The organism is Streptococcus sp. 27098_8_69 (genome assembly GCF_041432445.1).
Taxonomy (GTDB): domain Bacteria; phylum Bacillota; class Bacilli; order Lactobacillales; family Streptococcaceae; genus Streptococcus.
The window spans coordinates 12,266-33,620 of record NZ_JAPVZO010000018.1 but is presented as its reverse complement, the minus strand read 5'-3'; the positions used below and the strand labels follow the sequence as shown (position 1 = coordinate 33,620).

19 protein-coding genes are annotated in these 21,355 nt (G+C 42.2%); 5 read left to right on the top strand and 14 right to left on the bottom strand.

The window, feature by feature from the left end:
- Nucleotides 1–46 precede the first annotated feature (46 nt).
- Nucleotides 47–1,939: a M13 family metallopeptidase gene (locus O3658_RS07265; protein WP_371560410.1), complete on the bottom strand. Its 1,893-nt coding sequence runs from the start codon at nucleotides 1,937–1,939 to the stop codon at nucleotides 47–49.
- A 185-nt stretch (nucleotides 1,940–2,124) separates the two neighbouring features.
- Between O3658_RS07265 and O3658_RS07260 the strand changes: the two genes are divergently transcribed.
- The 5 genes from O3658_RS07260 to O3658_RS07240 all read left to right on the top strand — a co-directional run bounded on the left by O3658_RS07260 (nucleotide 2,125) and on the right by O3658_RS07240 (nucleotide 6,006).
- Nucleotides 2,125–2,847, top strand: coding sequence for a metal ABC transporter ATP-binding protein (locus O3658_RS07260; RefSeq protein WP_371560408.1), 723 nt, complete (start codon nucleotides 2,125–2,127; stop codon nucleotides 2,845–2,847).
- The gene (locus O3658_RS07255; protein WP_000559787.1) at nucleotides 2,844–3,692 is read left to right on the top strand and encodes a metal ABC transporter permease; all 849 of its coding nucleotides are present in this window, start codon (nucleotides 2,844–2,846) and stop codon (nucleotides 3,690–3,692) included. Before O3658_RS07260 ends, O3658_RS07255 begins: the two co-directional genes overlap by 4 nt.
- Nucleotides 3,693–3,723: 31 nt before the next feature.
- On the top strand, nucleotides 3,724–4,653 hold the full coding sequence (gene psaA / locus O3658_RS07250; protein WP_371560406.1) for a metal ABC transporter substrate-binding lipoprotein/adhesin PsaA: 930 nt from the start codon (nucleotides 3,724–3,726) through the stop codon (nucleotides 4,651–4,653).
- A 118-nt stretch (nucleotides 4,654–4,771) separates the two neighbouring features.
- Nucleotides 4,772–5,266, top strand: coding sequence for a thiol peroxidase (tpx, locus tag O3658_RS07245; protein ID WP_371560404.1), 495 nt, complete (start codon nucleotides 4,772–4,774; stop codon nucleotides 5,264–5,266).
- Nucleotides 5,267–5,355: 89 nt separating this feature from the next.
- The gene (locus O3658_RS07240) at nucleotides 5,356–6,006 is read left to right on the top strand and encodes a metal-dependent transcriptional regulator (RefSeq protein WP_371560402.1); all 651 of its coding nucleotides are present in this window, start codon (nucleotides 5,356–5,358) and stop codon (nucleotides 6,004–6,006) included.
- A gap of 40 nt (nucleotides 6,007–6,046) precedes the next feature.
- Here the strand turns inward: O3658_RS07240 and dtd are convergent, their stop codons facing one another.
- The 13 genes from dtd to O3658_RS07175 form a co-directional block, all read right to left on the bottom strand.
- On the bottom strand, nucleotides 6,047–6,490 hold the full coding sequence (gene dtd, locus O3658_RS07235; protein ID WP_371560400.1) for a D-aminoacyl-tRNA deacylase: 444 nt from the start codon (nucleotides 6,488–6,490) through the stop codon (nucleotides 6,047–6,049).
- Between the two features lie 30 nt (nucleotides 6,491–6,520).
- Nucleotides 6,521–8,737: a bifunctional (p)ppGpp synthetase/guanosine-3',5'-bis(diphosphate) 3'-pyrophosphohydrolase gene (locus tag O3658_RS07230; protein ID WP_001123766.1), complete on the bottom strand. Its 2,217-nt coding sequence runs from the start codon at nucleotides 8,735–8,737 to the stop codon at nucleotides 6,521–6,523.
- A 143-nt stretch (nucleotides 8,738–8,880) separates the two neighbouring features.
- Nucleotides 8,881–10,011: an ABC transporter ATP-binding protein gene (locus O3658_RS07225; protein WP_049504000.1), complete on the bottom strand. Its 1,131-nt coding sequence runs from the start codon at nucleotides 10,009–10,011 to the stop codon at nucleotides 8,881–8,883.
- Between the two features lie 113 nt (nucleotides 10,012–10,124).
- Nucleotides 10,125–10,994: a helix-turn-helix domain-containing protein gene (locus O3658_RS07220; RefSeq protein WP_371560397.1), complete on the bottom strand. Its 870-nt coding sequence runs from the start codon at nucleotides 10,992–10,994 to the stop codon at nucleotides 10,125–10,127.
- A 2-nt stretch (nucleotides 10,995–10,996) separates the two neighbouring features.
- Nucleotides 10,997–11,383: a Mini-ribonuclease 3 gene (locus O3658_RS07215; RefSeq protein ID WP_045763483.1), complete on the bottom strand. Its 387-nt coding sequence runs from the start codon at nucleotides 11,381–11,383 to the stop codon at nucleotides 10,997–10,999.
- On the bottom strand, nucleotides 11,376–12,719 hold the full coding sequence (gene cysS, locus O3658_RS07210) for a cysteine--tRNA ligase (RefSeq protein ID WP_371560440.1): 1,344 nt from the start codon (nucleotides 12,717–12,719) through the stop codon (nucleotides 11,376–11,378). The genes O3658_RS07215 and cysS overlap by 8 nt, the downstream gene beginning before the upstream one ends.
- Nucleotides 12,720–12,948: 229 nt before the next feature.
- Nucleotides 12,949–13,710 (bottom strand): nucleoside phosphorylase, encoded by a 762-nt coding sequence (locus O3658_RS07205; protein WP_371560394.1) that lies wholly within the window; start codon nucleotides 13,708–13,710, stop codon nucleotides 12,949–12,951.
- A 79-nt stretch (nucleotides 13,711–13,789) separates the two neighbouring features.
- Nucleotides 13,790–14,407, bottom strand: coding sequence for a serine O-acetyltransferase (cysE, locus tag O3658_RS07200; protein WP_248035959.1), 618 nt, complete (start codon nucleotides 14,405–14,407; stop codon nucleotides 13,790–13,792).
- A 15-nt stretch (nucleotides 14,408–14,422) separates the two neighbouring features.
- Complete coding sequence (gene pnp, locus O3658_RS07195) at nucleotides 14,423–16,645, bottom strand: polyribonucleotide nucleotidyltransferase (protein WP_371560392.1); 2,223 nt, start codon at nucleotides 16,643–16,645, stop codon at nucleotides 14,423–14,425.
- A gap of 459 nt (nucleotides 16,646–17,104) precedes the next feature.
- A complete protein-coding gene (metF, locus tag O3658_RS07190; RefSeq protein ID WP_371560390.1) occupies nucleotides 17,105–17,971 on the bottom strand; it encodes a methylenetetrahydrofolate reductase [NAD(P)H] in 867 nt (288 codons plus the stop codon).
- 62 nt (nucleotides 17,972–18,033) lie between these two features.
- Nucleotides 18,034–20,283, bottom strand: coding sequence for a 5-methyltetrahydropteroyltriglutamate--homocysteine S-methyltransferase (gene metE / locus O3658_RS07185; protein WP_371560387.1), 2,250 nt, complete (start codon nucleotides 20,281–20,283; stop codon nucleotides 18,034–18,036).
- A gap of 243 nt (nucleotides 20,284–20,526) precedes the next feature.
- Complete coding sequence (locus O3658_RS07180) at nucleotides 20,527–20,889, bottom strand: TIGR02328 family protein (RefSeq protein ID WP_371560385.1); 363 nt, start codon at nucleotides 20,887–20,889, stop codon at nucleotides 20,527–20,529.
- Nucleotides 20,873–21,277 (bottom strand): YbgA family protein, encoded by a 405-nt coding sequence (locus tag O3658_RS07175; RefSeq protein WP_371560383.1) that lies wholly within the window; start codon nucleotides 21,275–21,277, stop codon nucleotides 20,873–20,875. Before O3658_RS07175 ends, O3658_RS07180 begins: the two co-directional genes overlap by 17 nt.
- Between the last annotated feature and the right edge of the window lie 78 nt (nucleotides 21,278–21,355).

Genomic DNA, 21,355 nt, shown 5'->3' with positions numbered 1-21,355 from the left:
AGCATGAGTCACTCACTTCAAGATGATACTTGATTTAGGACTCACTTTACCAAATAATCACACGGTCTTCTGGTGAGCGCCACATTCCGTCGCCTTCTTTGACATCATAGGTTGTAAAGAAGTCATCAAAGTTTGGCACTTGGACATTGACACGAAGTTTAGCTGGTGCGTGTACATCGACGCTAGCCATGAGTTTCATCAACTCTGGACGACCTTTCATACGCCAGATACGTGCAAAGTTATGGAAGAACTCTTCAGCTGAGAAGTCTGCTTCTCTCTTGGCAGCTTCAAGGGCAGCAGCAATTCCTCCTAGGTCCGCAACGTTTTCTGATACGGTCAATTTACCGTTAATAGTTGCGCCGTAAGATTCTTGACCATCAAACTGGTCGATAACCTTCTGCGTTTTCTCTTTAAAGGCTGCATAATCGCTCTCAGTCCACCAATCCTTGAGACTTCCATTTTCATCAAAGGAAGCTCCGTTGGTATCAAAGGCATGAGAGATTTCATGGGCAATAACCGCTCCAATTCCACCGTAGTTGGCAGAAGATGACTGATGTAAGTCATAGAATGGAGCCTGTAAAATAGCAGCTGGAAAGACAATCAGGTTCTTTTGTGGATTGTAGTAGGCATTAACCATATGAGCAGGCATTCCCCACTCCTTGTAGTCAACTGGCTGGTTCCACTTGCTCCAGCTGTGCTTAATTTCAACTCGCGCAAAGGATAGGGCATTCTCAAAGAGGCTAGCGTTTTCGTCTACTACCTTGTCCTTGTAACGAGCTGGCAATTCTTCTGGGTAACCGATATAAGGCTTGATGACATTGAGTTTGACGATAGCTTTTTCTCGTGTTTCAGGAGTGAGCCAGTCTTTTTTGGCCAAACGTTCCTTATAAACATCAATCATGGTTGCTACTTTTTTCTCCACGTCAGCTTTGGCTTCTGGAGAGAATTTTTCATGTGCATACCAAAGGCCAAGGGCTTGTTTGAATGGTCCTTGCGCTAAGTGGTAAGCAGCCTTGCGTTTGTCTTGGGCTTCTGGAACACCTGAAAGGGCACGTCCATAAGCACCTGACAAGATGCGAATCTCATCTGTTAGGTAGCTCGTTGAAAGATTGACCACACTCAAGATCAAGCTTGCCTTGAGCAAAGGCCAAGCTTCTTCACTATAGAATTGCTCTGCGGCTTGCCAGAAACGTTCTTCATCTACGATAACCTTATCAGGTACTTGCCCAATCACTGCTTGGAAGAAGTCGTCGAGAGGTAAAGCTGGTGCAAACTTTTTGAAATCTTCATAAGCGTATGGATGGTAGAGTTTGGCGTATTCTGAACTCTCTTCGTTTGAAAGTACGACCGCTGCGATGCGACGGTCCAATTCCAATCGTTTCTCTAGCAAGTCTTCGATTTCTTCATCTGAAAAGTTATAGGCTTTGAGGAGATTAGAAGTACTTTCTTTCCAAAGGTTCAATAATTCCTCACGCTGTGGATGGTCTTCCGCATAGTAGGTTGTGTCAGGCAAGATTGTTCCTGGAGCACTGGCCCAAAGAACATTGGTTCTAGCATCCATAAAGTCTGGTGATACACCAAATGGAAGGAAGTTTGGTTTACCAGCTAATTCAAACTCTGCTAATTTGCTTGCGAAATCCGCAAAACTTTCCAAATCTTGGTATTCCTTAAGCAAAGGAAGGACTGGTTTGATTCCATCTGCTTCTCGTTTGTCAAAATCTCTGACCATACGATGGTACTTAACAAAATTTGCCAAGATAGCATCTTCTGGCACATCTTGGCCTGCCAACCATTTGTCGGTTGTCGTTAGCATCAACTCTTCAATTTCTTCGTCAAGGTCGATAAAACCACCTGTTCTCGATTTATCAGCTGGAATGACGGCAGTCTTTTCCCATTCTCCATTGATTGCATCATAAAAATCGTCTTGATAACGTGTCATCTTGTTCTCGCTTTCATTTGTATTTGTTTATTTGTTTTTAGCTTAACAAAAATTACCTGGGAATGCAATTAAAAATAAACGGATGTTTCCTATTGTTTTTCAGTTAATATTTTAATTTTTTGAAAAATTAACTTGACTTAATTTTTTTTTTAAGGTATATTAAGAGTCAGGAGGAATATAAGTTTATGATACGTATCGAAAACCTCAGTGTCTCCTACAAAGAAACGTTGGCACTTAAGGATATTTCACTAGTGCTCCAAGGACCAACAATTACCGGAATCATTGGTCCAAACGGTGCTGGAAAATCAACATTATTAAAAGGTATGCTGGGAATTATCCCTCATCAAGGTCAGGCATTTCTCGATGACAAGGAAGTTAAAAAATCCTTACACCGAATTGCCTATGTCGAACAAAAAATCAATATCGACTACAACTTTCCCATCAAGGTCAAGGAATGTGTCTCACTAGGACTCTTTCCCTCTATTCCTCTCTTTCGCAGTTTAAATGTTAAACATTGGAAAAAAGTAGAGGAAGCCCTTGAAATCGTCGGCCTAGCTGACTACGCTGAACGTCAAATCAGTCAACTGTCTGGAGGTCAATTCCAGCGGGTCTTGATTGCCAGATGTTTGGTGCAGGAAGCCGATTATATCCTCTTGGATGAACCCTTTGTTGGGATTGACTCTGTCAGTGAGGAAATCATCATGAATACGCTGAGAGATTTGAAAAAAGCTGGTAAGACGGTTCTCATCGTTCACCACGACCTCAGCAAGGTTTCCCACTACTTCGATCAAGTCTTACTTGTCAATCGAGAAGTGATTGCCTTTGGTCCGACCAAAGAAACCTTTACCGAAACCAATCTCAAAGAAGCTTACGGTAATCGACTCTTTTTCAATGGAGGTGACCTATGATTGCAGAATTTATCGATGGATTGCAAAAATTCCATTTCCTACAAAATGCCTTGATAACAGCTATTGTCGTCGGGGTCGTAGCTGGAGCTGTGGGATGTTTCATCATTCTACGCGGGATGTCACTCATGGGAGATGCCATTTCACATGCTGTCTTGCCAGGTGTAGCCCTCTCCTTTATCTTGGGCCTTGACTTCTTTATCGGAGCCATTGTCTTTGGACTGCTAGCTGCCATCATCATTACCTACATCAAGGGAAACTCGATTATCAAAAGCGATACCGCCATCGGCATTACCTTTTCTTCTTTCTTAGCCCTCGGTATCATCTTGATTAGTGTCGCTAAAAGTTCAACTGACCTTTTCCATATCCTTTTTGGTAATATCCTGGCCGTCCAAGATACGGATATGTTTATTACTATGGGTGTTGGGGCAGTCATTCTCTTGTTAATCTGGATTTTCTTCAAGCAACTCTTGATAACTTCCTTTGATGAACTCTTGGCTAAAGCCATGGGAATGCCTGTCAATTTCTATCACTACCTTCTCATGGTACTCTTGACTCTCGTGTCTGTGACAGCCATGCAAAGTGTCGGAACTATCCTGATTGTAGCCATGCTGATTACCCCAGCTGCAACTGCTTATCTTTATGCGAATAGCCTGAAAAGCATGATTTTCCTTTCCTCAACCTTTGGAGCGACTGCTTCAGTTTTAGGACTCTTTATCGGTTATAGCTTTAACGTTGCGGCAGGTTCTAGTATCGTGCTTACAGCTGCTAGTTTCTTTCTCATTAGCTTCTTTATCGCTCCAAAACAACGATATTTGAAACTGAAAAATAAACATTTGTTAAAATAAGGGGAAACGCCCCAATAAATTGGAGGATCTAATGAAAAAATTAGGTACATTACTCGTTCTTTTTCTTTCCGTCATTGCTCTGGTAGCATGTGCTAGCGGAAAAAAAGATGCAGCTTCTGGTCAAAAACTAAAAGTTGTTGCTACAAACTCAATCATCGCTGATATTACTAAAAATATTGCTGGTGACAAGATTGATCTTCACAGTATCGTTCCTGTTGGTCAAGACCCACACGAATACGAACCACTTCCTGAAGACGTTAAGAAAACTTCTCAAGCTGATTTGATTTTCTATAACGGTATCAACCTTGAAACAGGTGGCAATGCTTGGTTTACAAAATTGGTAGAAAATGCTAAGAAAACTGAAAACAAAGACTACTTTGCAGTCAGCGAAGGTGTTGATGTTATCTACCTTGAAGGCCAAAATGAAAAAGGAAAAGAAGACCCACACGCTTGGCTCAACCTTGAAAATGGGATCATCTTTGCTAAAAATATCGCAAAACAATTGAGCGCTAAAGACCCTAGCAACAAGGAATTCTACGAAAAAAATCTCAAAGAATATACTGATAAGCTAGACAAACTTGACAAGGAAGCTAAAGAGAAATTTAACAACATCCCTGCTGAGAAAAAACTCATCGTAACCAGCGAAGGATGCTTCAAATACTTCTCTAAAGCCTACGGTGTCCCAAGTGCCTACATCTGGGAAATCAATACTGAAGAAGAAGGAACACCTGACCAAATCAAGACCTTGGTTGAAAAACTTCGCCAAACAAAAACTCCTTCACTCTTTGTAGAATCAAGCGTGGATGACCGTCCAATGAAGACTGTTTCACAAGACACAAACATCCCAATCTATGCTCAAATCTTTACAGATTCTATCGCTGAAGAAGGCAAAGAAGGCGACAGCTACTACAACATGATGAAATACAACCTTGACAAGATTGCTGAAGGTTTGTCTAAATAAATTTCTAAAAACGTCATTCTCCTTGAATTGGCGTTTTTGTCTAATCAATTTTCAGTCAAACTATTGGAAAATTCTGACCGTTTCAGCTAAAATGGAAGAAAAAAGATTGGAGTATCTTATGGTAACTTTCCTCGGAAATCCTGTAAGCTTTACAGGTAAACAACTACAAGTTGGTGACAAGGCACTTGACTTCTCGCTCACAACGACTGACCTCTCTAAAAAGACATTGGCTGACTTTGAAGGAAAGAAAAAGATTTTAAGTGTCATCCCTTCTATCGATACAGGTATCTGCTCAACTCAAACGCGTCGTTTTAACCAAGAACTGGCTGGATTGGATAATACGGTTGTCTTGACTGTTTCTATGGACCTTCCCTTTGCTCAAAAACGCTGGTGTGGGGCTGAAGGAATTGAAAATGCCATCATGCTTTCAGACTACTTCGACCACTCCTTTGGACGAGATTACGCCCTCTTAATCAATGAGTGGCACTTACTTGCTCGTGCGGTCTTTGTCCTTGATGCTGACAATATTATCCGTTATGTTGAGTATGTAGACAATATCAATTCTGAGCCAAACTTTGAAGCAGCCATTGAAGCAGCAAAGTCGCTTGACTAAAAGAAAGCCCACTTGTAACAGGGCAGAAAGCTAGAGAAATCTAGCTTTTTTTGGTATACTAGATAGAGATAATAAACAAGGAAATGCGAATGACACCAAATAAAGAAGATTACTTAAAATGTATTTATGAGATTGGCATGGAACTTCCTAAGATTACCAATAAGGAAATCGCTGCTCGGATGCAGGTATCACCTCCTGCGGTAACTGAGATGATCAAGCGCATGCAATCCGAAAATCTTATCCTAAAAGATCAGAAAAAGGGCTACTTACTAACGGATATTGGTTTAAAACTTGTATCTGACCTTTACCGAAAGCACAGACTCATTGAGGTTTTTCTGGTTCACCATCTTGATTATACCAGTAACCAGATTCATGACGAAGCTGAGGTATTAGAACATACGGTTTCAGACTTTTTTGTCGAGAGATTAGACAAAATGTTAGGCTTTCCAAAAACCTGTCCCCATGGAGGAACCATTCCTGCCAAGGGAGAGCTTTTAGTTGAGATCAATAACCTTCCTCTCTCTGATATCAAAGAAGCAGGAACCTATCTACTGACTCGGGTTCACGATAGTTTTGAACTTCTCCAATATTTGGAAAAACACAGCATCCATATTGGAGACCAACTCCAAGTCAAGCAGTTTGATGGCTTCTCTAATACCTTCACTCTGAGTCACAAGAATGAAGAACTCCAAGTCAGCCTAGAAATTGCCAAACAACTCTATGTTGAAAAAATGAACTAAATACATTACAAAAAAACCAAGCCCACAAGCTTGGTTTTTCTTATCTATTTTTAGTATCAAGGATGATGGTTACTGGGCCATCATTGACCAGTTCCACCTGCATATCTGCTCCAAAGACTCCTGTCTCAACAGGAACTTCCTTGGCTAGTTCTTGGTTAAATTCTTGATAGAAAGCTTCCGCCATATCCGGTTTAGCAGCGCCTGTAAAGGCTGGACGATTTCCCTTTTTGGTATCTGCAAACAAAGTAAACTGAGAGATGGAGAGGATTTGGCCTTGGATATCCTTAACCGATAAGTTCATCTTGCCTTCAGCATCTGAGAAAATTCGCATATTGACAAGTTTTCTCACTGCATACTCCAAATCTTCCTGCTGATCCTCAGGTCCAACACCTACTAAGAGTAAGAGCCCCTGCTGGATTTTCCCATATACTTGCCCCTCAATAGAAACTTGAGCTTTCTTGACACGCTGAACGATAATTTTCATAGCAATCCTTTCTGATGATATCAAGCCAACTTAACCATTGGTCCGTTTAACCGAGTAGACTTCTGGTACACTCTTAATCTTATCAACTACGGTGGTCAGCATTGAAAGGTTTGAAATTCCAAAGGAAACATGAATATTGGCAAATTTCATATCCTTGGTTGGTTGGGCATTAACTGTTGAGATATTCTTAGTTGTATTTGATAAGACTTGCAAGATATCATTCAATAGACCAGAACGGTTGAGCCCGTAGATATCGATGTGAGCCATATACTCCTTACTTGAGAATTGGTCTTCCCATTCAACATCGAGTAGACGTTGTTCGTAATTTTCCTGTGAACGAAGGTTCATACAGTCTACACGGTGGATGGCAACTCCGCGTCCTTTGGTAATATAGCCGACGATATCATCACCTGGAACAGGGTTACAACATTTGGCAATCCGGATCAAGAGCCCAGAAGCACCTTGGATGACTACTCCACCCTCATGCTTAACCTTAAGCGTGTCCTTGTTCTCCACCTTGACTTCGCCACCCTTGACCAATTCTTCAGCTTCTGCCTTAGCTTTGGCCCGCTCTTCTTCACGACGTTCTTTCTCTGTCAAACGGTTAAAGACAGTGATGGCTCCGATTTCTCCAAAACCAATCGCCGCAAATAGCGCTTCTTCTGTCTTGTAGCTGGTTTTTTGAAGGACTTCATCCATGTGGCGTTTGTCCATAAATTTATTGGCCACATAGCCGTTTTCTTGGAGCTGACTAATCAGCAATTCACGGCCTTTATTGATGGACAATTCTTTGTCTTGGTTTTTAAAAAACTGACGAATTTTATTGCGTGCCTTGCTGGTCTTGACCATATTGAGCCAGTCACGGCTTGGTCCAAATGAATTTGGATTAGTGATGATTTCAACCTGGTCACCCGTTTTTAACTTGGTCGTCAATGGAACCATACGGCCATTAACCTTGGCACCAGTCGCTTTTTCCCCAATCTTTGTATGAATTTCATAAGCAAAGTCAATCGGACCTGAATCTTTTGGAAGTGAACGAACCGCCCCATCTGGAGTAAAGACATAAATCTCCTCAGCCAGATAGTTTTCTTTGACAGTATCCACAAATTCTTTGGCATCATCTGCTTGATCTTGGAGCTCCATCATCTCCTTGATCCAGTTCATCCCAATAGCAGATTCCTTACTATTAACCTGACCCTTGATTCCTTTTTTGTAAGCCCAGTGAGCCGCAACCCCGTACTCAGCAACCTCGTGCATCTCCTTAGTACGAATCTGGAACTCAATCGGTCCCTTTGGTCCATAAACAGTTGTATGGATGGACTGGTAACCATTGGCCTTACGATTGGCAATATAGTCTTTAAAACGGCCTGGCATTGGTTTCCAAAGCTCATGAACGTAGCCCAACATCGCATAGACATCACTCTGAGTGTCTAGGATACAACGAATAGCAATCAGGTCGTAGATCTCCTCAAAGCGTTTTTTCTTGTCCTGCATCTTGCGATAGATAGAGTAGATATGCTTTGGACGACCATAGATTTTTCCTGTAAGGTGGCGCTCAGATGAGTATTCCTCAAGTTTTGTCACAACCTCATCTACCAAGGCTTCACGTTCTTGACGTTTTTCCTTCATCATGTGACTAATCTTGTAAAACTCAGTCGGATTTAGATAACGGAAGGATAGGTCTTCTAGTTCCCACTTCACACTTGAAATCCCCAAACGATGGGCAAGCGGAGCATAGATTTCCATGGTTTCTCTGGAAATTCGTTCCTGCTTATCTTTACGAAGGTGCTTTAGAGTTCGCATATTGTGCAGACGGTCAGAAAGTTTGACCAAGATAACACGGATATCCTCTGACATAGCCATGAGCATCTTGCGATGATTTTCAGCCAGCTGCTCCTCGATAGACTTATACTCAACCTTACCAAGCTTGGTAACACCATCTACAATCACTCGAACATCATGGCCAAATTCGCGTTCTAAGTCATCTAAAGTAGCATCTGTGTCTTCTACCACGTCATGCAAAAAACCACAGGCAACAGTGACAGCATCTAGCTTGAGTTTAGCCAAGATACCTGCTACCTGAATAGGGTGGATAATATAAGGCTCGCCTGATTTACGATACTGGCCACTATGGCATTCTACAGCATAAACCAAGGCCTTGTGTACAAAAGCCACATCTTCTTTCGATAAATATTTTTGCGTTAAAGCGACGACTTCATCGCCTGAATAAATTACTTCTTTCGGCATGCATACTCTCCAATTCTTCCTACCATTTTAACACTTTTTTGAGGATATGAAAACTAGTAAAGCCCATTCTGTAAGAGTTTGCTAAACTTGATAAAAAACACTACTAGAAAAACTCTAGTAGTGCTCATTGATTAAAATCTATCTTAGTAAACTGTTCTTTCAGTTTCTACGTCGAAGAAGTGTGCTTTGTTCAAGTCAAATCCAAGTTCAACTGTTGCACCTGCTTGCAAGTAGTCACGAGCGTCAACTTTTGCAACGAACTCATCTTTACCAACTTGGCAGTATAGGTGAGATTCTGAACCAAGCAATTCTGATACAGAAATAGTTGCTTTCACAACTGATTCTGGGAATGTTTCAAGGAAAGCAGGTTCTGCATTCACGTCTTCTGGACGGATACCGAAGATCAATTCTTTTCCTTCGTAGCCTTTTTCACGAAGAACTTTCAAAGCACCTTCTGGAACTTTCAAAGTAAATCCGTCAGCAACAATGCGGTCACCATTCAATTTAACATTGATGAAGTTCATAGCTGGGCTTCCGATAAATCCTGCTACGAATTTGTTCACTGGGTTTTTGTAAACTTCTTGAGGAGTACCGATTTGTTCAACACGTCCGATAGTACCAGTACCAGCAGGGTTTTTAGTTGCTGACATGATAACGATACGGTCTGCAAGTGTCATTGCTTCTGTTTGGTCGTGAGTTACGTAGATAGTTGTAGCACCGATACGACGGTGGATTTTAGCGATTTCAGCACGCATGGATACACGAAGTTTTGCATCCAAGTTTGACAAAGGTTCGTCCATCAAGAATACTTTAGCATCACGGACGATCGCACGACCCATGGCAACACGTTGACGTTGACCACCTGAAAGGTCAGCTGGTTTACGATCCAAGAATTCTTTCAAACCAAGAATTTCAGCTGCTTCTTGTACACGTTTGTCAATGTCTTCTTTGCTGTATTTACGCAATTTCAAACCAAAAGCCATGTTATCGTATACAGTCATGTGTGGGTAAAGAGCGTAGTTTTGGAATACCATGGCAATGTCACGGTCTTTTGGAGCCACGTCGTTGACAACCACGCCATCGATAGATGCAGTACCTTCTGTGATGTCTTCAAGACCTGCAATCATACGAAGAGTAGTTGATTTACCACATCCTGAAGGTCCTACGAAAACGATAAATTCTTTATCTTTGATGTTCAAGTTGAAATCTTCAACTGAATAGTGTTCGCTATTTGGATATTTTTTGTAAATATTTTTAAGATTTAATTCTACCATTTCGGTGAACTCCTTTTGTCATTTGATAGTTTTATTATAGATGAAAACGCTTTACATTTCTATGGCAAGGTGACCAAAAAAATAAAAAAGTTCTGTGCAACTTGCACAAAACTTTAGATTATATCTGGTAAAATCAACTGATAACACAAGGTTAAATCTGTCAATTCTTTCAACTGCAGTCCTGTCAGTTCTTCCCACTTATCAATCTTGTATTGGAGAGAATTGCGATGTAAATACAGTTGCTGAGCTGTTTTCGTAAGGACTGCACTGTTTTCCCACAGTGAAAGGATGATTTCCTGAATCTGATCCTGGTCCACAATCATCTGATGCAGATATTCCTTGATAACTCGGAGATCCACAATTCTTTCACCCATACTCCAAAGATAGAGTTGAGAAAAAGTATGGAATCCTTGATGACCTTGACGCCACCAGTTTTTAAACAAGTCACGTTCTGCTTTGATAAGATCTGACAGAGTCTGATGTCCTGTCTGTGACCAGACCTGACCTAACATGATGGATAAACGTACTCCAAAGTCATATTCTACGGCTTCCAAGGTATCCATCAAGATTGAGCGAACCGAGGTATACTTGTCCTGTTGGAGAACAAAAATGTAATCCTGAGCTCCAACCTGAAGAACTGTTTGACAATTTGGAAAGAGGGTTCCCATCATCTCTAACCAAGACGTTAAATTCTCCTGTTGAAAATAAGATAGGTGACAATAGACAAGCTGCAATTTTTTAAAGTTTTGCGGTGCCTGTCCTTTGCCTTCAATGAGATAACTATACCAGGGATTGAGGGAAATGGTTTGCTCCTGTTTGGTTAAGAGAGCCACCAGTTGTTTTTCACGCTCGCTAAGACTAGCTTCCTCAAGCAAAAGCCACTGATAATTTGACAGAGGTAGACTTAGATAACCCTCTTTATCAACTGGCTGATCTAAGATTTTACCATCAGGAAACCAATCCAGTAGTTCTTTTGCAATCATTTCTAGCCCTCCACTTTTTGGATGCACCAAGAAATCAAGGTTTCGAGGCGTTCCACATTTTCAGTCATATGAAGATAGCCCATGACCGCTTCAAAACCCGTGGACATACGGTAGGTTACCACATCCGCATTCTTAGCTTTTGTGTGACTATTGGTGTTACGGCCCCGTTTATAGATTTCTTCCTCTTTTTCCGTTAGGACTTCTTCTTCCAGCATGAGGGAAATCAAGTGTGCCTGAGCCTTGGCCGACACATACTTGGTTGCCTCTTGGTGGAGTTTATTGGGTTTGGTCATGCCTTTGAGAATGAGATGGCGACGGATATACATAGAATAAACCGCATCTCCTTCAAAAGCTAGAGCAATCCCGTTAATGAGATTGACATCAATCACGTGTCCACCTCACTCCATCCTTGGTGTCAAGTAGCTTAATCCCTTGTTCTGCCAATTGGTCACGGATTTGGTCAGCTGTTGCAAAGTCTTTATTTGCACGTGCTTCTTGACGTTTTTGGATCAAGGCTTCAATCTCTTCATCCAAAACTTCCTCAACAAAGACCACTCCAAAGACTTCTAACATAGCTGCAAGAGTCTCCTTGACAGCCGCATCATAGTTTCCTGAGTTGATCCACTTGGCCATTTCAAAGACAACGGTGATTCCGTTAGCTGTATTGAAATCTTCATCCATGGCAGCCACAAACTTGTCTTTAAATGCTTGCAACTCCCCCGCATCTACAGTTCCAGTAAATGGTTGCTCGTAGGTGTTCTTCAAATACTTGAGATTGGTCTCTGCATCTCGCACTGCTTTTTCCGTAAAGTTGATAGGCTTACGGTAGTGTTGAGTCGCAAAGAAGAAACGCAATACTTGGCCGTCGATCGTTTCAAGGGCATCGTGTACCGTAATGAAGTTACCCAAAGACTTAGACATCTTGACATTGTCGATATTGACAAAACCATTGTGCATCCAGTAGTTGGCAAAGGTCTTGCCTGTTTTAGCTTCAGACTGGGCAATTTCGTTGGTATGGTGAGGAAACTCAAGGTCAGCTCCACCACCGTGAATATCGATGGTATCACCCAAAATCTCCGTTGACATGACCGAACACTCGATATGCCAGCCTGGGCGACCTGGTCCCCATGGACTATCCCAAGAAATCTCACCTGGTTTGGCAGATTTCCAGAGGGCAAAGTCCACAGGATTTTCCTTACGAGCTGTTTCTTCATCCGTTCGACCTGAAGCTCCTAGCTCCAAGTCTTCCAAGGTTTTATTGGCCAACTTAGCATAGTTGTGGGATTTTTCTACACGGAAATAGACATCTCCTTGACTCTCATAAGCATAGCCCTTTTCAATCAAGTCTTCTACAAAGCGGATGATATCAGCCATAAACTCTACAACACGTGGATGACGAGTCGCAGGTTTAACACCCAAAGCTGTCACATCTTCACGAAAGGCAGCGATATACTTGTCCGCTACTTCCTGAGGTGTGATACCTTCTTCCTTGGCACGGTTGATAATCTTATCATCCACATCGGTAAAGTTTGAAATGTAGGCAACCTCATAACCACGGTACTCAAAGTAGCGACGAATGGTATCGAAGGCTACTGTTGAGCGGGCATTCCCCACGTGGATATAGTTATAAACTGTTGGCCCACAGACATACATCTTAACCTTGCCGTCCTCGATTGGGATAAATTCTCGCAAATCACGAGACATGGTGTCATAGATTTTAATCATAAAATAATAGTCAGGAAAGCTAAAATTCATAAACAGATATTTTCATAACTAAACTGTTCAACTAAATTTTAGTCCGATTGCTAGTCACAAATCGGATTTCCTTGCTCCTTTCTAAACATAAAAGAAGAATACAGTAAAAAGATGAAGGGAGTCACTACGGAAGTTTTATTGCTATGTTTTCCGTTAGGCTCCCTTCCTTTCTTGTTTCGAATTTATCGTAAAGACTAGTCTAAACTAACTCTTGAGCAATGACTAGGGCAATCTCAAAGAAAGTCATAGCATCCGCTTTTCTATCCTCGCGTCTAGCATCCCATTCATGATTGTGATGGTCGACATAGTCAGCTGTGTAGAAAAATTGATAGACATTGGCTTGTCGATATTGGGCCCAGGCCATGATAGCTGAAGCTTCCATATCTACAACTCTAGCTCCTGCCGCTAGTCTTCGTTTGACCTTAGCAGCTGTCTCACGATAAAAGGCATCTGTGGTCCAAGACTTTGTTCGAATATGCTCAATACCAGCTTTATCCAAGGCTTTTTCCATAGTTAAGAGTAGAGATCGCTCATAAGCTATTTCATCACTTGCTGGAGCATAGTGATAACTAGTACCTTCATCACGTAAAGCCGAGCTTGGTAGGATAATCTTATCTGATTGAATAGACTGGTCCAGAACTCCACAAGACCCTAAAACAATAAAGTTCTTAAATCCTCTTGCTTTGAGTTCTTCTAAGAGTCCAACAACCATTGGAGCACCAATCGTAGCCATAGCAACTGCTACCTTACTCCCATCTTTTTCATAGATAAACCATGGCAGTTTGCCATTTAGATTGGTAAGATAGCCACCTTCGTAGACACCATCTATCTGCTTTACTCGTTCAAGGATTTCTCCATTAAAAGACAAGATAATGGTATCACAAACTTCTCCACCACTAAGGAGGCTTCGATCAGTTGGCTCGATAACAGCAGGTACATTTTCAAATTCTTCTAATAGCATTTATTACTCTTTCGCATTCAGATAAACCACTTGGGTTTGTTTGACAAAGCCAATCTTTTCAAACGGACGAAATCAAATGTTAAAGCCCAGACGATCTATGACTGGCATCTCTCGCTTGCTCGAGTTTATTGACGTAATACTCTCGTTTTTCTTCGACTTCGTGAATGGTTGGTTCATCCTTTTGCCCATGCACTCGAACAATCTTGGCTGGAATACCGACAACCGTTACATCGCTAGGAACATCTGCCACAACAACTGCTGCAGCACCGACCTTGGCATTTTCACCGATTTCTACAGGCCCGATAACTTGGGCATGTGCAGATATGAGAGCTCCCTTACGCACGGTCGGATGGCGTTTGCCAACATCCTTCCCTGTCCCACCAAGAGTTACCCCGTGGTAGAGAAGAACCCCTTTTTCAACGATAGCTGTTTCCCCAATCACAAGACCAGAACCGTGGTCGATGAAGACACCTGAGTCAATCTGAGCACCAGGATGGATCTCAATCTGCGTCCAAAAACGCCAAAACTGGCTGTGCATACGAGCTAAGAGCTTAAAGCCATTCTTCCAGAGAAAATGAGAGAGACGGTGGGCAGCCAAGGCTTTTACACCAGGATAGGTCAAAAGAACCTCCAAAGTGGTGCGAGCCGCTGGATCATTTTCTTTTACGATATCAATGGTTTCACGCCACCATCCCATACAATTCTCCTTTTCTTATTCTGAGTCTTTTGGTGTTTCTGTAGTTTCTTTCTTAGGTTTGTGGTCCTTGTGGTGGTGACGAGGACGATCGCCATGACGAGGACCCTTTTCACCTTTTTCTTCTGAATGTTCAGGTTTCGGTGGACGTGGCAAGAGTGCTTTCATCGAAGCATCTACACGACCTTTTTCGTCAATCTTAATAATCTTAACATCCACTTCATCACCAATGGCTACCAAGTCTTCGACACGGTTAGTTCGAGTCCAAGCCATTTCAGAGATGTGAACGAGGGCATCTGTCTTGTCAAAGAGATTGACAAAGGCACCGAATTTTTCGATACGCACAACTTTGGCATGGTAGACTTCATCCACTTTCGCTTCACGAACCAAATCAGCAATGATTTCTTTAGCGCGGTTAATGGCAGCTTGGTCACTAGAGTAGATAGATACATTACCTTCTTCGTCGATATCAATCTTAACGCCTGTTTCAGCGATGATCTTGTCGATCGTTTCTCCACCTTTACCGATGACAATCTTAATCTTGTCCACATCAATCTTGATGGTATCAATTTTCGGAGCAGTTGGAGCCAATTCTGGACGAACTTCTGGTATGGTTGCTTCAATCACGTCAAGGATTTCAAAACGAGCTTTCTTAGCTTGAGCAAGAGCTTCAGTCAAGATTTCTGCAGTAATCCCTTGGATCTTGATATCCATTTGAAGGGCTGTAATCCCGTCACGAGTACCTGCAACCTTGAAGTCCATATCTCCAAAGTGGTCTTCCAAACCTTGGATATCTGTCAATACGGTGTAGTTGTTTCCATCTGAGATAAGTCCCATAGCAATACCTGCTACTGGTGCCTTGATTGGCACACCACCAGCCATAAGAGCAAGAGTTCCCGCACAGATAGATGCTTGAGATGAAGAACCGTTTGATTCCAAGACTTCTGCTACTAGACGGATAGCGTATGGGAATTCTTCCAAGCTTGGTAATACTTGAGCAAGAGCACGCTCACCGAGAGCACCGTGACCAATTTCACGACGACCTGGTGCACCGTAACGACCAGTTTCCCCAACAGAGTATTGCGGGAAGTTATAGTGGTGCATAAAGCGTTTCTTATACTCTGGATCCAAACCATCGATGATTTGCGTTTCACCCATTGGTGCCAAGGTCAAGATAGAAAGAGCCTGAGTTTGTCCACGCGTAAAGAGTCCTGAACCGTGTACGCGAGGAAGGTAGTCCACTTGCGCATCCAAAGGACGGATTTCATCGACCTTACGGCCGTCAGGACGAACCTTGTCTTCTGTGATCAAACGGCGCACTTCTGCGTGTTCCATTTGTTCCAAGATTTCAGCCACATCACGCATGATACGGTCAAATTCTTCGTGGTCTGCATATTTTTCTTCGTAAACTGCTGTGACTTGGTCTTTCACTGCTTGAGTTGCAGCTTCACGCGCCAATTTTTCTTCTACTTGAACCGCTTTTTGAAGATCGCTATTGTAGGCTGCGATGATTTCAGCTTGCAAGTCAGCATCCACATGAAGCAATTCTACTTCTGCTTTTTCTTTACCGACTGCTGCAACAATTTCTTCTTGGAAGGCAATCAATTCTTTAACGGCTTCGTGTCCTTTAAGAAGAGCTTCCAACATGATTTCTTCTGACAATTCTTTTGCACCAGACTCTACCATGTTGATAGCATGCTTAGTACCAGCTACTGTCAATTCAAGAAGCGATTGCTCAGCTTGTTCTTGCGTTGGGTTGATGATGATTTGGCCATCAACATAACCTACTTGTACCCCAGCGATTGGTCCGTCAAATGGAATGTCTGAGATAGACAAGGCCAAAGATGAACCAAACATAGCTGCCATTGGTGCAGATGCATTTTCATCGTAAGAAAGCACAGTATTGATGACCTGCACTTCATTACGGAAACCTTCCGCAAACATTGGACGGATCGGACGGTCAATCAAACGCGCTGTCAAAGTCGCATCTGTTGAAGGACGTCCTTCACGTTTCATAAAGCCACCAGGAAACTTCCCAGCTGCATACATTTTTTCTTCGTAGTTAACTTGAAGTGGGAAGAAATCCCCAGTTGCCATCTTCTTAGACATAACGGCAGCAGTCAAGACAGTTGACTCACCGTAACGCACCACAACAGAGCCATTTGCTTGCTTAGCTACCTGCCCAGTCTCTACGATCAACTCACGACCCGCAAAAGTCGTTTGAAACACTTGTTTTGCCATTTTAATCCCCTTTGGATTGATAAAATTATACGCCTTGCCTACAAAGATCAAGATATTTTGGACGGTTCGGCTTGCCGAACATTTCTGTAGAAAAATAGGAAGGTGACGCTGCACTCGATGAGTGCAAGGAAGCTTATCTTTTTTCCTAAGAAATGAGACCAAAATTCAGTTACCCAAGATACCAAGGCCGTCAGAAACAAAGTAAAAATAGGAACTGGTGAAGTCTTCGATGAAGACAAGACAGTTTATCTTTTTTACACAGCTTTTCGGCCGGGTTCAATTACTCAAAATATTTTGGACTTTTTGAGTTTCGTTTTCGCAACCTTTACAACCTAAATACCCTCATCTTTGTATCAAGTACGTACAGAGTCTATTTTATCATATTTTTCTTAAAAAGTGCTGGCTTTTCTATTAAAAAGGAACCATTCCTCCATGAAAAGAAGAATGGTTTGCTTTTTATTATCCTAAAGATTGGTGATTAAACAAGGCATGGGTTGCTTGGTGAATGTACTGAGCAGTATCTGCATTGTTCATGGTGTAGAGATGCACACCTGCTACGTCTTGCGTTACCAAGTCCACGATTTGGTCTACGGCATAGGCAAGTCCTGCTGCTCTGAGTGACTCAGGGTCATTCTCATACTTGTCTAAGATGGCTTTAAACTTACGTGGGAGATGGATATTCTCACAAGTCTTCAAAAGACGAAGAGCTTGGTTACGGTTGAGGATTGGCATGATACCCGCATGAATAGGCACATCAATTCCAGCCAAGATACACTTGTCTTGGAAATCGTAGAAACGCTCATTGTCAAAGAAAAGCTGAGTTACAAGACTTGAGCAGCCTGCATCCACTTTTTTCTTGAGATTTTGAATATCTGAGATTTGGTTTGGCGAATCAGGATGTCCCTCAGGATAACAAGCACCAATGATATCAAAGTGTGGGGCCTGCTCCTTGATGAATTCAATCAGGTCTGTCGCATAACGGAAATCTTTTTGAGGCTCAACATCTGGAATGATATCTCCACGCAAAGCCAAGATTTTCTGAACACCAACCTTATCCAAATCTGCAATGGTCTCAGCCACCTTATCCTTAGTCAGATAAATAGCTGGCAAGTGAGCAATGGTTGGAATCTCCAAGTCATTTTGGATATAATCAGCCAAACGAACCGTCGTCTCTTTGATATTAAATTTATTATTGCTGGCAGTCACACTGATGAAGTGTGGGGCCAAGTCCTGCATATCTTTCAGGGCTGCAATAATTTTGTCATTGCCTACTGCTGGGTTTGGAGGGAAAACTTCAAATGAGAGGGACGGTGTTTGACGTGACATATGTATGAACCTTTTCTAGTTGATTTCTTACTGATCAACCATGTATGGAGAAATGTCTTTTCTTACAATTTCTCACGCGCAGCTTTAGCAGCTTCTACAAGGCGGATCAAGCTTTCTTTAGTTTCTGGGATACCACGTGTTTTCAAACCACAGTCAGGGTTAATCCAAACTTTTCTGCTTGGTACTTTAGCAAGAATTGCTTCGATGGTGTGGTCGATTTCGCCTTCATTAGGCACACGAGGTGAGTGGATATCGTAAACCCCAGGTCCAACTTCTGTTTGGAAGTTTTTCGCTTTGAGTTCGTCCAAGATTTCAAGGTTTGAACGGCTAGCCTCAAATGAGATAACGTCGGCATCCAAGTTGTCGATAGCTGGGATGATATCTGTAAATTCTGAGTAACACATGTGAGTGTGGATTTGTGTGTCTGGTGCTACTGTTGAGTGTACCAAACGGAAGGCTGGAATAGCCCAGTCAAGGTAATCTTCGTACCAGTCGCTACGACGGAGTGGCAACTTCTCACGAAGAGCAGCCTCGTCGATTTGGATGATTTTCACGCCTGCAGCTTCAAGGTCAAGAACTTCATCCTTGATAGCAAGAGCGATTTGAAGAGTAGAATCCTTGATAGAGATGTCTTCACGTGGGAATGACCAGTTAAGGATAGTAACAGGTCCAGTCAACATACCTTTAACAGGTTTGTCCGTACGGCTTTGTGCGTAGCTAGACCATTTAACAGTGATTGGGTTGAGACGAGTGACATCACCCCAGATGATTGGTGGTTTAACACCACGCATACCGTATGATTGTACCCAACCGTTTTTAGAGAAGAGGTAACCTGACAAGTTTTGACCGAAGTACTCAACCATGTCATTACGCTCGAATTCACCGTGTACAAGCACGTCAAATCCAACTTCTTCTTGCCATTTGATCCATTCGTCGATGGTTTCAGCAAGGAAAGCATCGTATTCTTCTTGTGACAATTCACCCTTACGGAAGGCCAAACGTTTAGCACGAACTTCTTTTGTTTGAGGGAATGAACCGATGGTTGTTGTTGGAAGAGCTGGAAGTTTGAATGCTTCTTCTTGGATAGCTTCACGTTCTGCGAAGGCTGGCAAACGAGTGTAGTCTGCGTCAGTCAATCCAGCGATACGAGAACGAAGTTCCGCATTTTCACCAACACGTTCAGTCGCAAAGAGTTCTTTGTTTGCTGCAAGTGCCTCTGCCCCTTGACCGTTGCGGATAGCATCCAAGTCACGGATCTCATCCAATTTTTCAACTGCGAAAGCAAAGTGGTTCAAGATAGCTGGTTCAAATTCTTCGTTAGCAGTTGTAAATGGCACATGAAGAAGTGAACATGAGCTAGTCAAAACGATATTTTCAGCTGGGATTTGCTCAAGAATCGCCAAACTCTTTTCATAGTTGTTGCGCCAGATGTTCTTACCATTGACAATACCTGCATAAAGAGTCTTGTCAGCTGGGAAGCCACCTTTAACGAGTTCAAGAGTTTTCTTACCTTCAACGAAGTCAAGACCGATCGCATCTACTGGCAATTTGACAAGGTCAGCGTAAACGTCACGAACGTCACCGAAGTATGTTTGAAGCAAGACTTCAAGACCTTTTTTATCAGCCAAAAGCTTGTTGTAGAGGTTCAAGAAGAGAGCTTTTTCTTCAGCTGTCAAATCTTTTACAAGAGCAGCTTCGTCCAATTGAATACGAGTTGCACCAAGTTCAGCCAATTTTGCAAAAACATCTTGGTAAGCAGCTACTAAGCTATCCACGAAATCTTCTGCTTTCACACCTTCTTCAAAGTCTGACAATTGAAGGAACGTGAATGGACCTACAAGGACTGGACGAGTGTTAAGTCCAAGCTCTTTAGCTTCTTGGAACTCATCAAAGATCTTGTGACCAGCCAATTTTACTTGAGTGTCTTTTTCAAATTTAGGAACGATATAGTGGTAGTTGGTGTTGAACCATTTCTTCATCGGAAGGGCACGAACATCCCCTTTTTCCCCTTGGTAACCACGTCCCAAAGCAAAGTAGCGTTCAAGATCAGACAGGTCCAAGTTTTGAACAGATGCAGGAACTACGTTGAAAAGGAAAGCTGCATCTAGGAAGTTGTCATAGTGAGAAAAGTCATTTGATGGGATTTCAGTGATGCCTTTTTCTTTGACGATGTTCCAGTGTTTTGCACGCAATTCTTTCGCAGCAGCCAAAAGTTCTTCTTCTGAGATTTCTTTTCTAAAGTATTTTTCAGTTGTAAATTTTAATTCGCGGAATTCACCCAAACGAGGGAAACCGATAATTGTAGTTGACATGTTTTGTCCTCCAAAAATTGTTGTTGAAACTATCTTAACAGAAAAGAAATCATCTGTATAATTGTAAAAAATTAGGCTTTGATATAGTTTGAAACTATATCGCTTTTTAAAGCACAAAAAAAGATTTGGAGAAGATTCCCCAAATCCTTTGATAGACAATGATTAACAGATTTTCAAGATAGCCATGTTCATAGTCAAACTTGAGTAAACTGAGAGTTGACTATGGCTTGTTATTAGAAAAGACTATAGCTCTATCCCCTTGTCACGGAGATTAGACAGACACTCCTCATAGTAGGTATCGTCATGTTCGCTATAGATCGGACTTTTCAACTTCTCTTCTACCAAATCTTCATAAGGAGGGCAGGTCTTGCCACGGTAGTTCTTATCCAGCCACTCTGGACTTACATTGTAGCCACGGTCAGTCATCTCCTCCATGATCAAGCGATGATAGGCATAGAGACGATAGGGCGAGTGGGTAAAGACATAGTCAACCGTCGCATGCTTTCTGCCCCAGCCATTGCCACGCAGGGCGCAACACTCTCGATGTTGCCCCAAAAGTTGAGGACGGGGAAGTTGTGAAATTAAGGCCTCATGCCAAAGTCTCATGGGAGTCTCCTTTCAGTAACGTTGAATGTTGCAAATAGGTATTTGGATAGCGTTCAAGCAAGTCTCGAGTCCTAGCAATCAAATCTTCTTTGGAAGCTTGACCAAAGCGATAGCGATCCAACAAGAGCATATAGTCTTTGCACTCATCGAGGCTGGCTTGCTTTTTAAAATAGCCCCAAATATGCTGAAAGGCATTGCAAACCTGACCCCTGTGTTCTGGGATCTGGCAGGCACGGTCAATCATCTCTTGAACCTGACTCAGCTCCACCACTTCTTGCTTGAGATACTGGCGAATGTCCTTGTAAATATTGCTAGAATGACTCAAAATAAGGTATTTATTTTCCGCCCAGAGTTGCTGACAAAGGGCACGTTGGTTGTTATTTTCCATATTTCTCCTTACTTTCTACGAGTTCCCAGGAAATACGGAAACAAAGTTATTTTTATAAAATGAGTGAATCGATTTTTA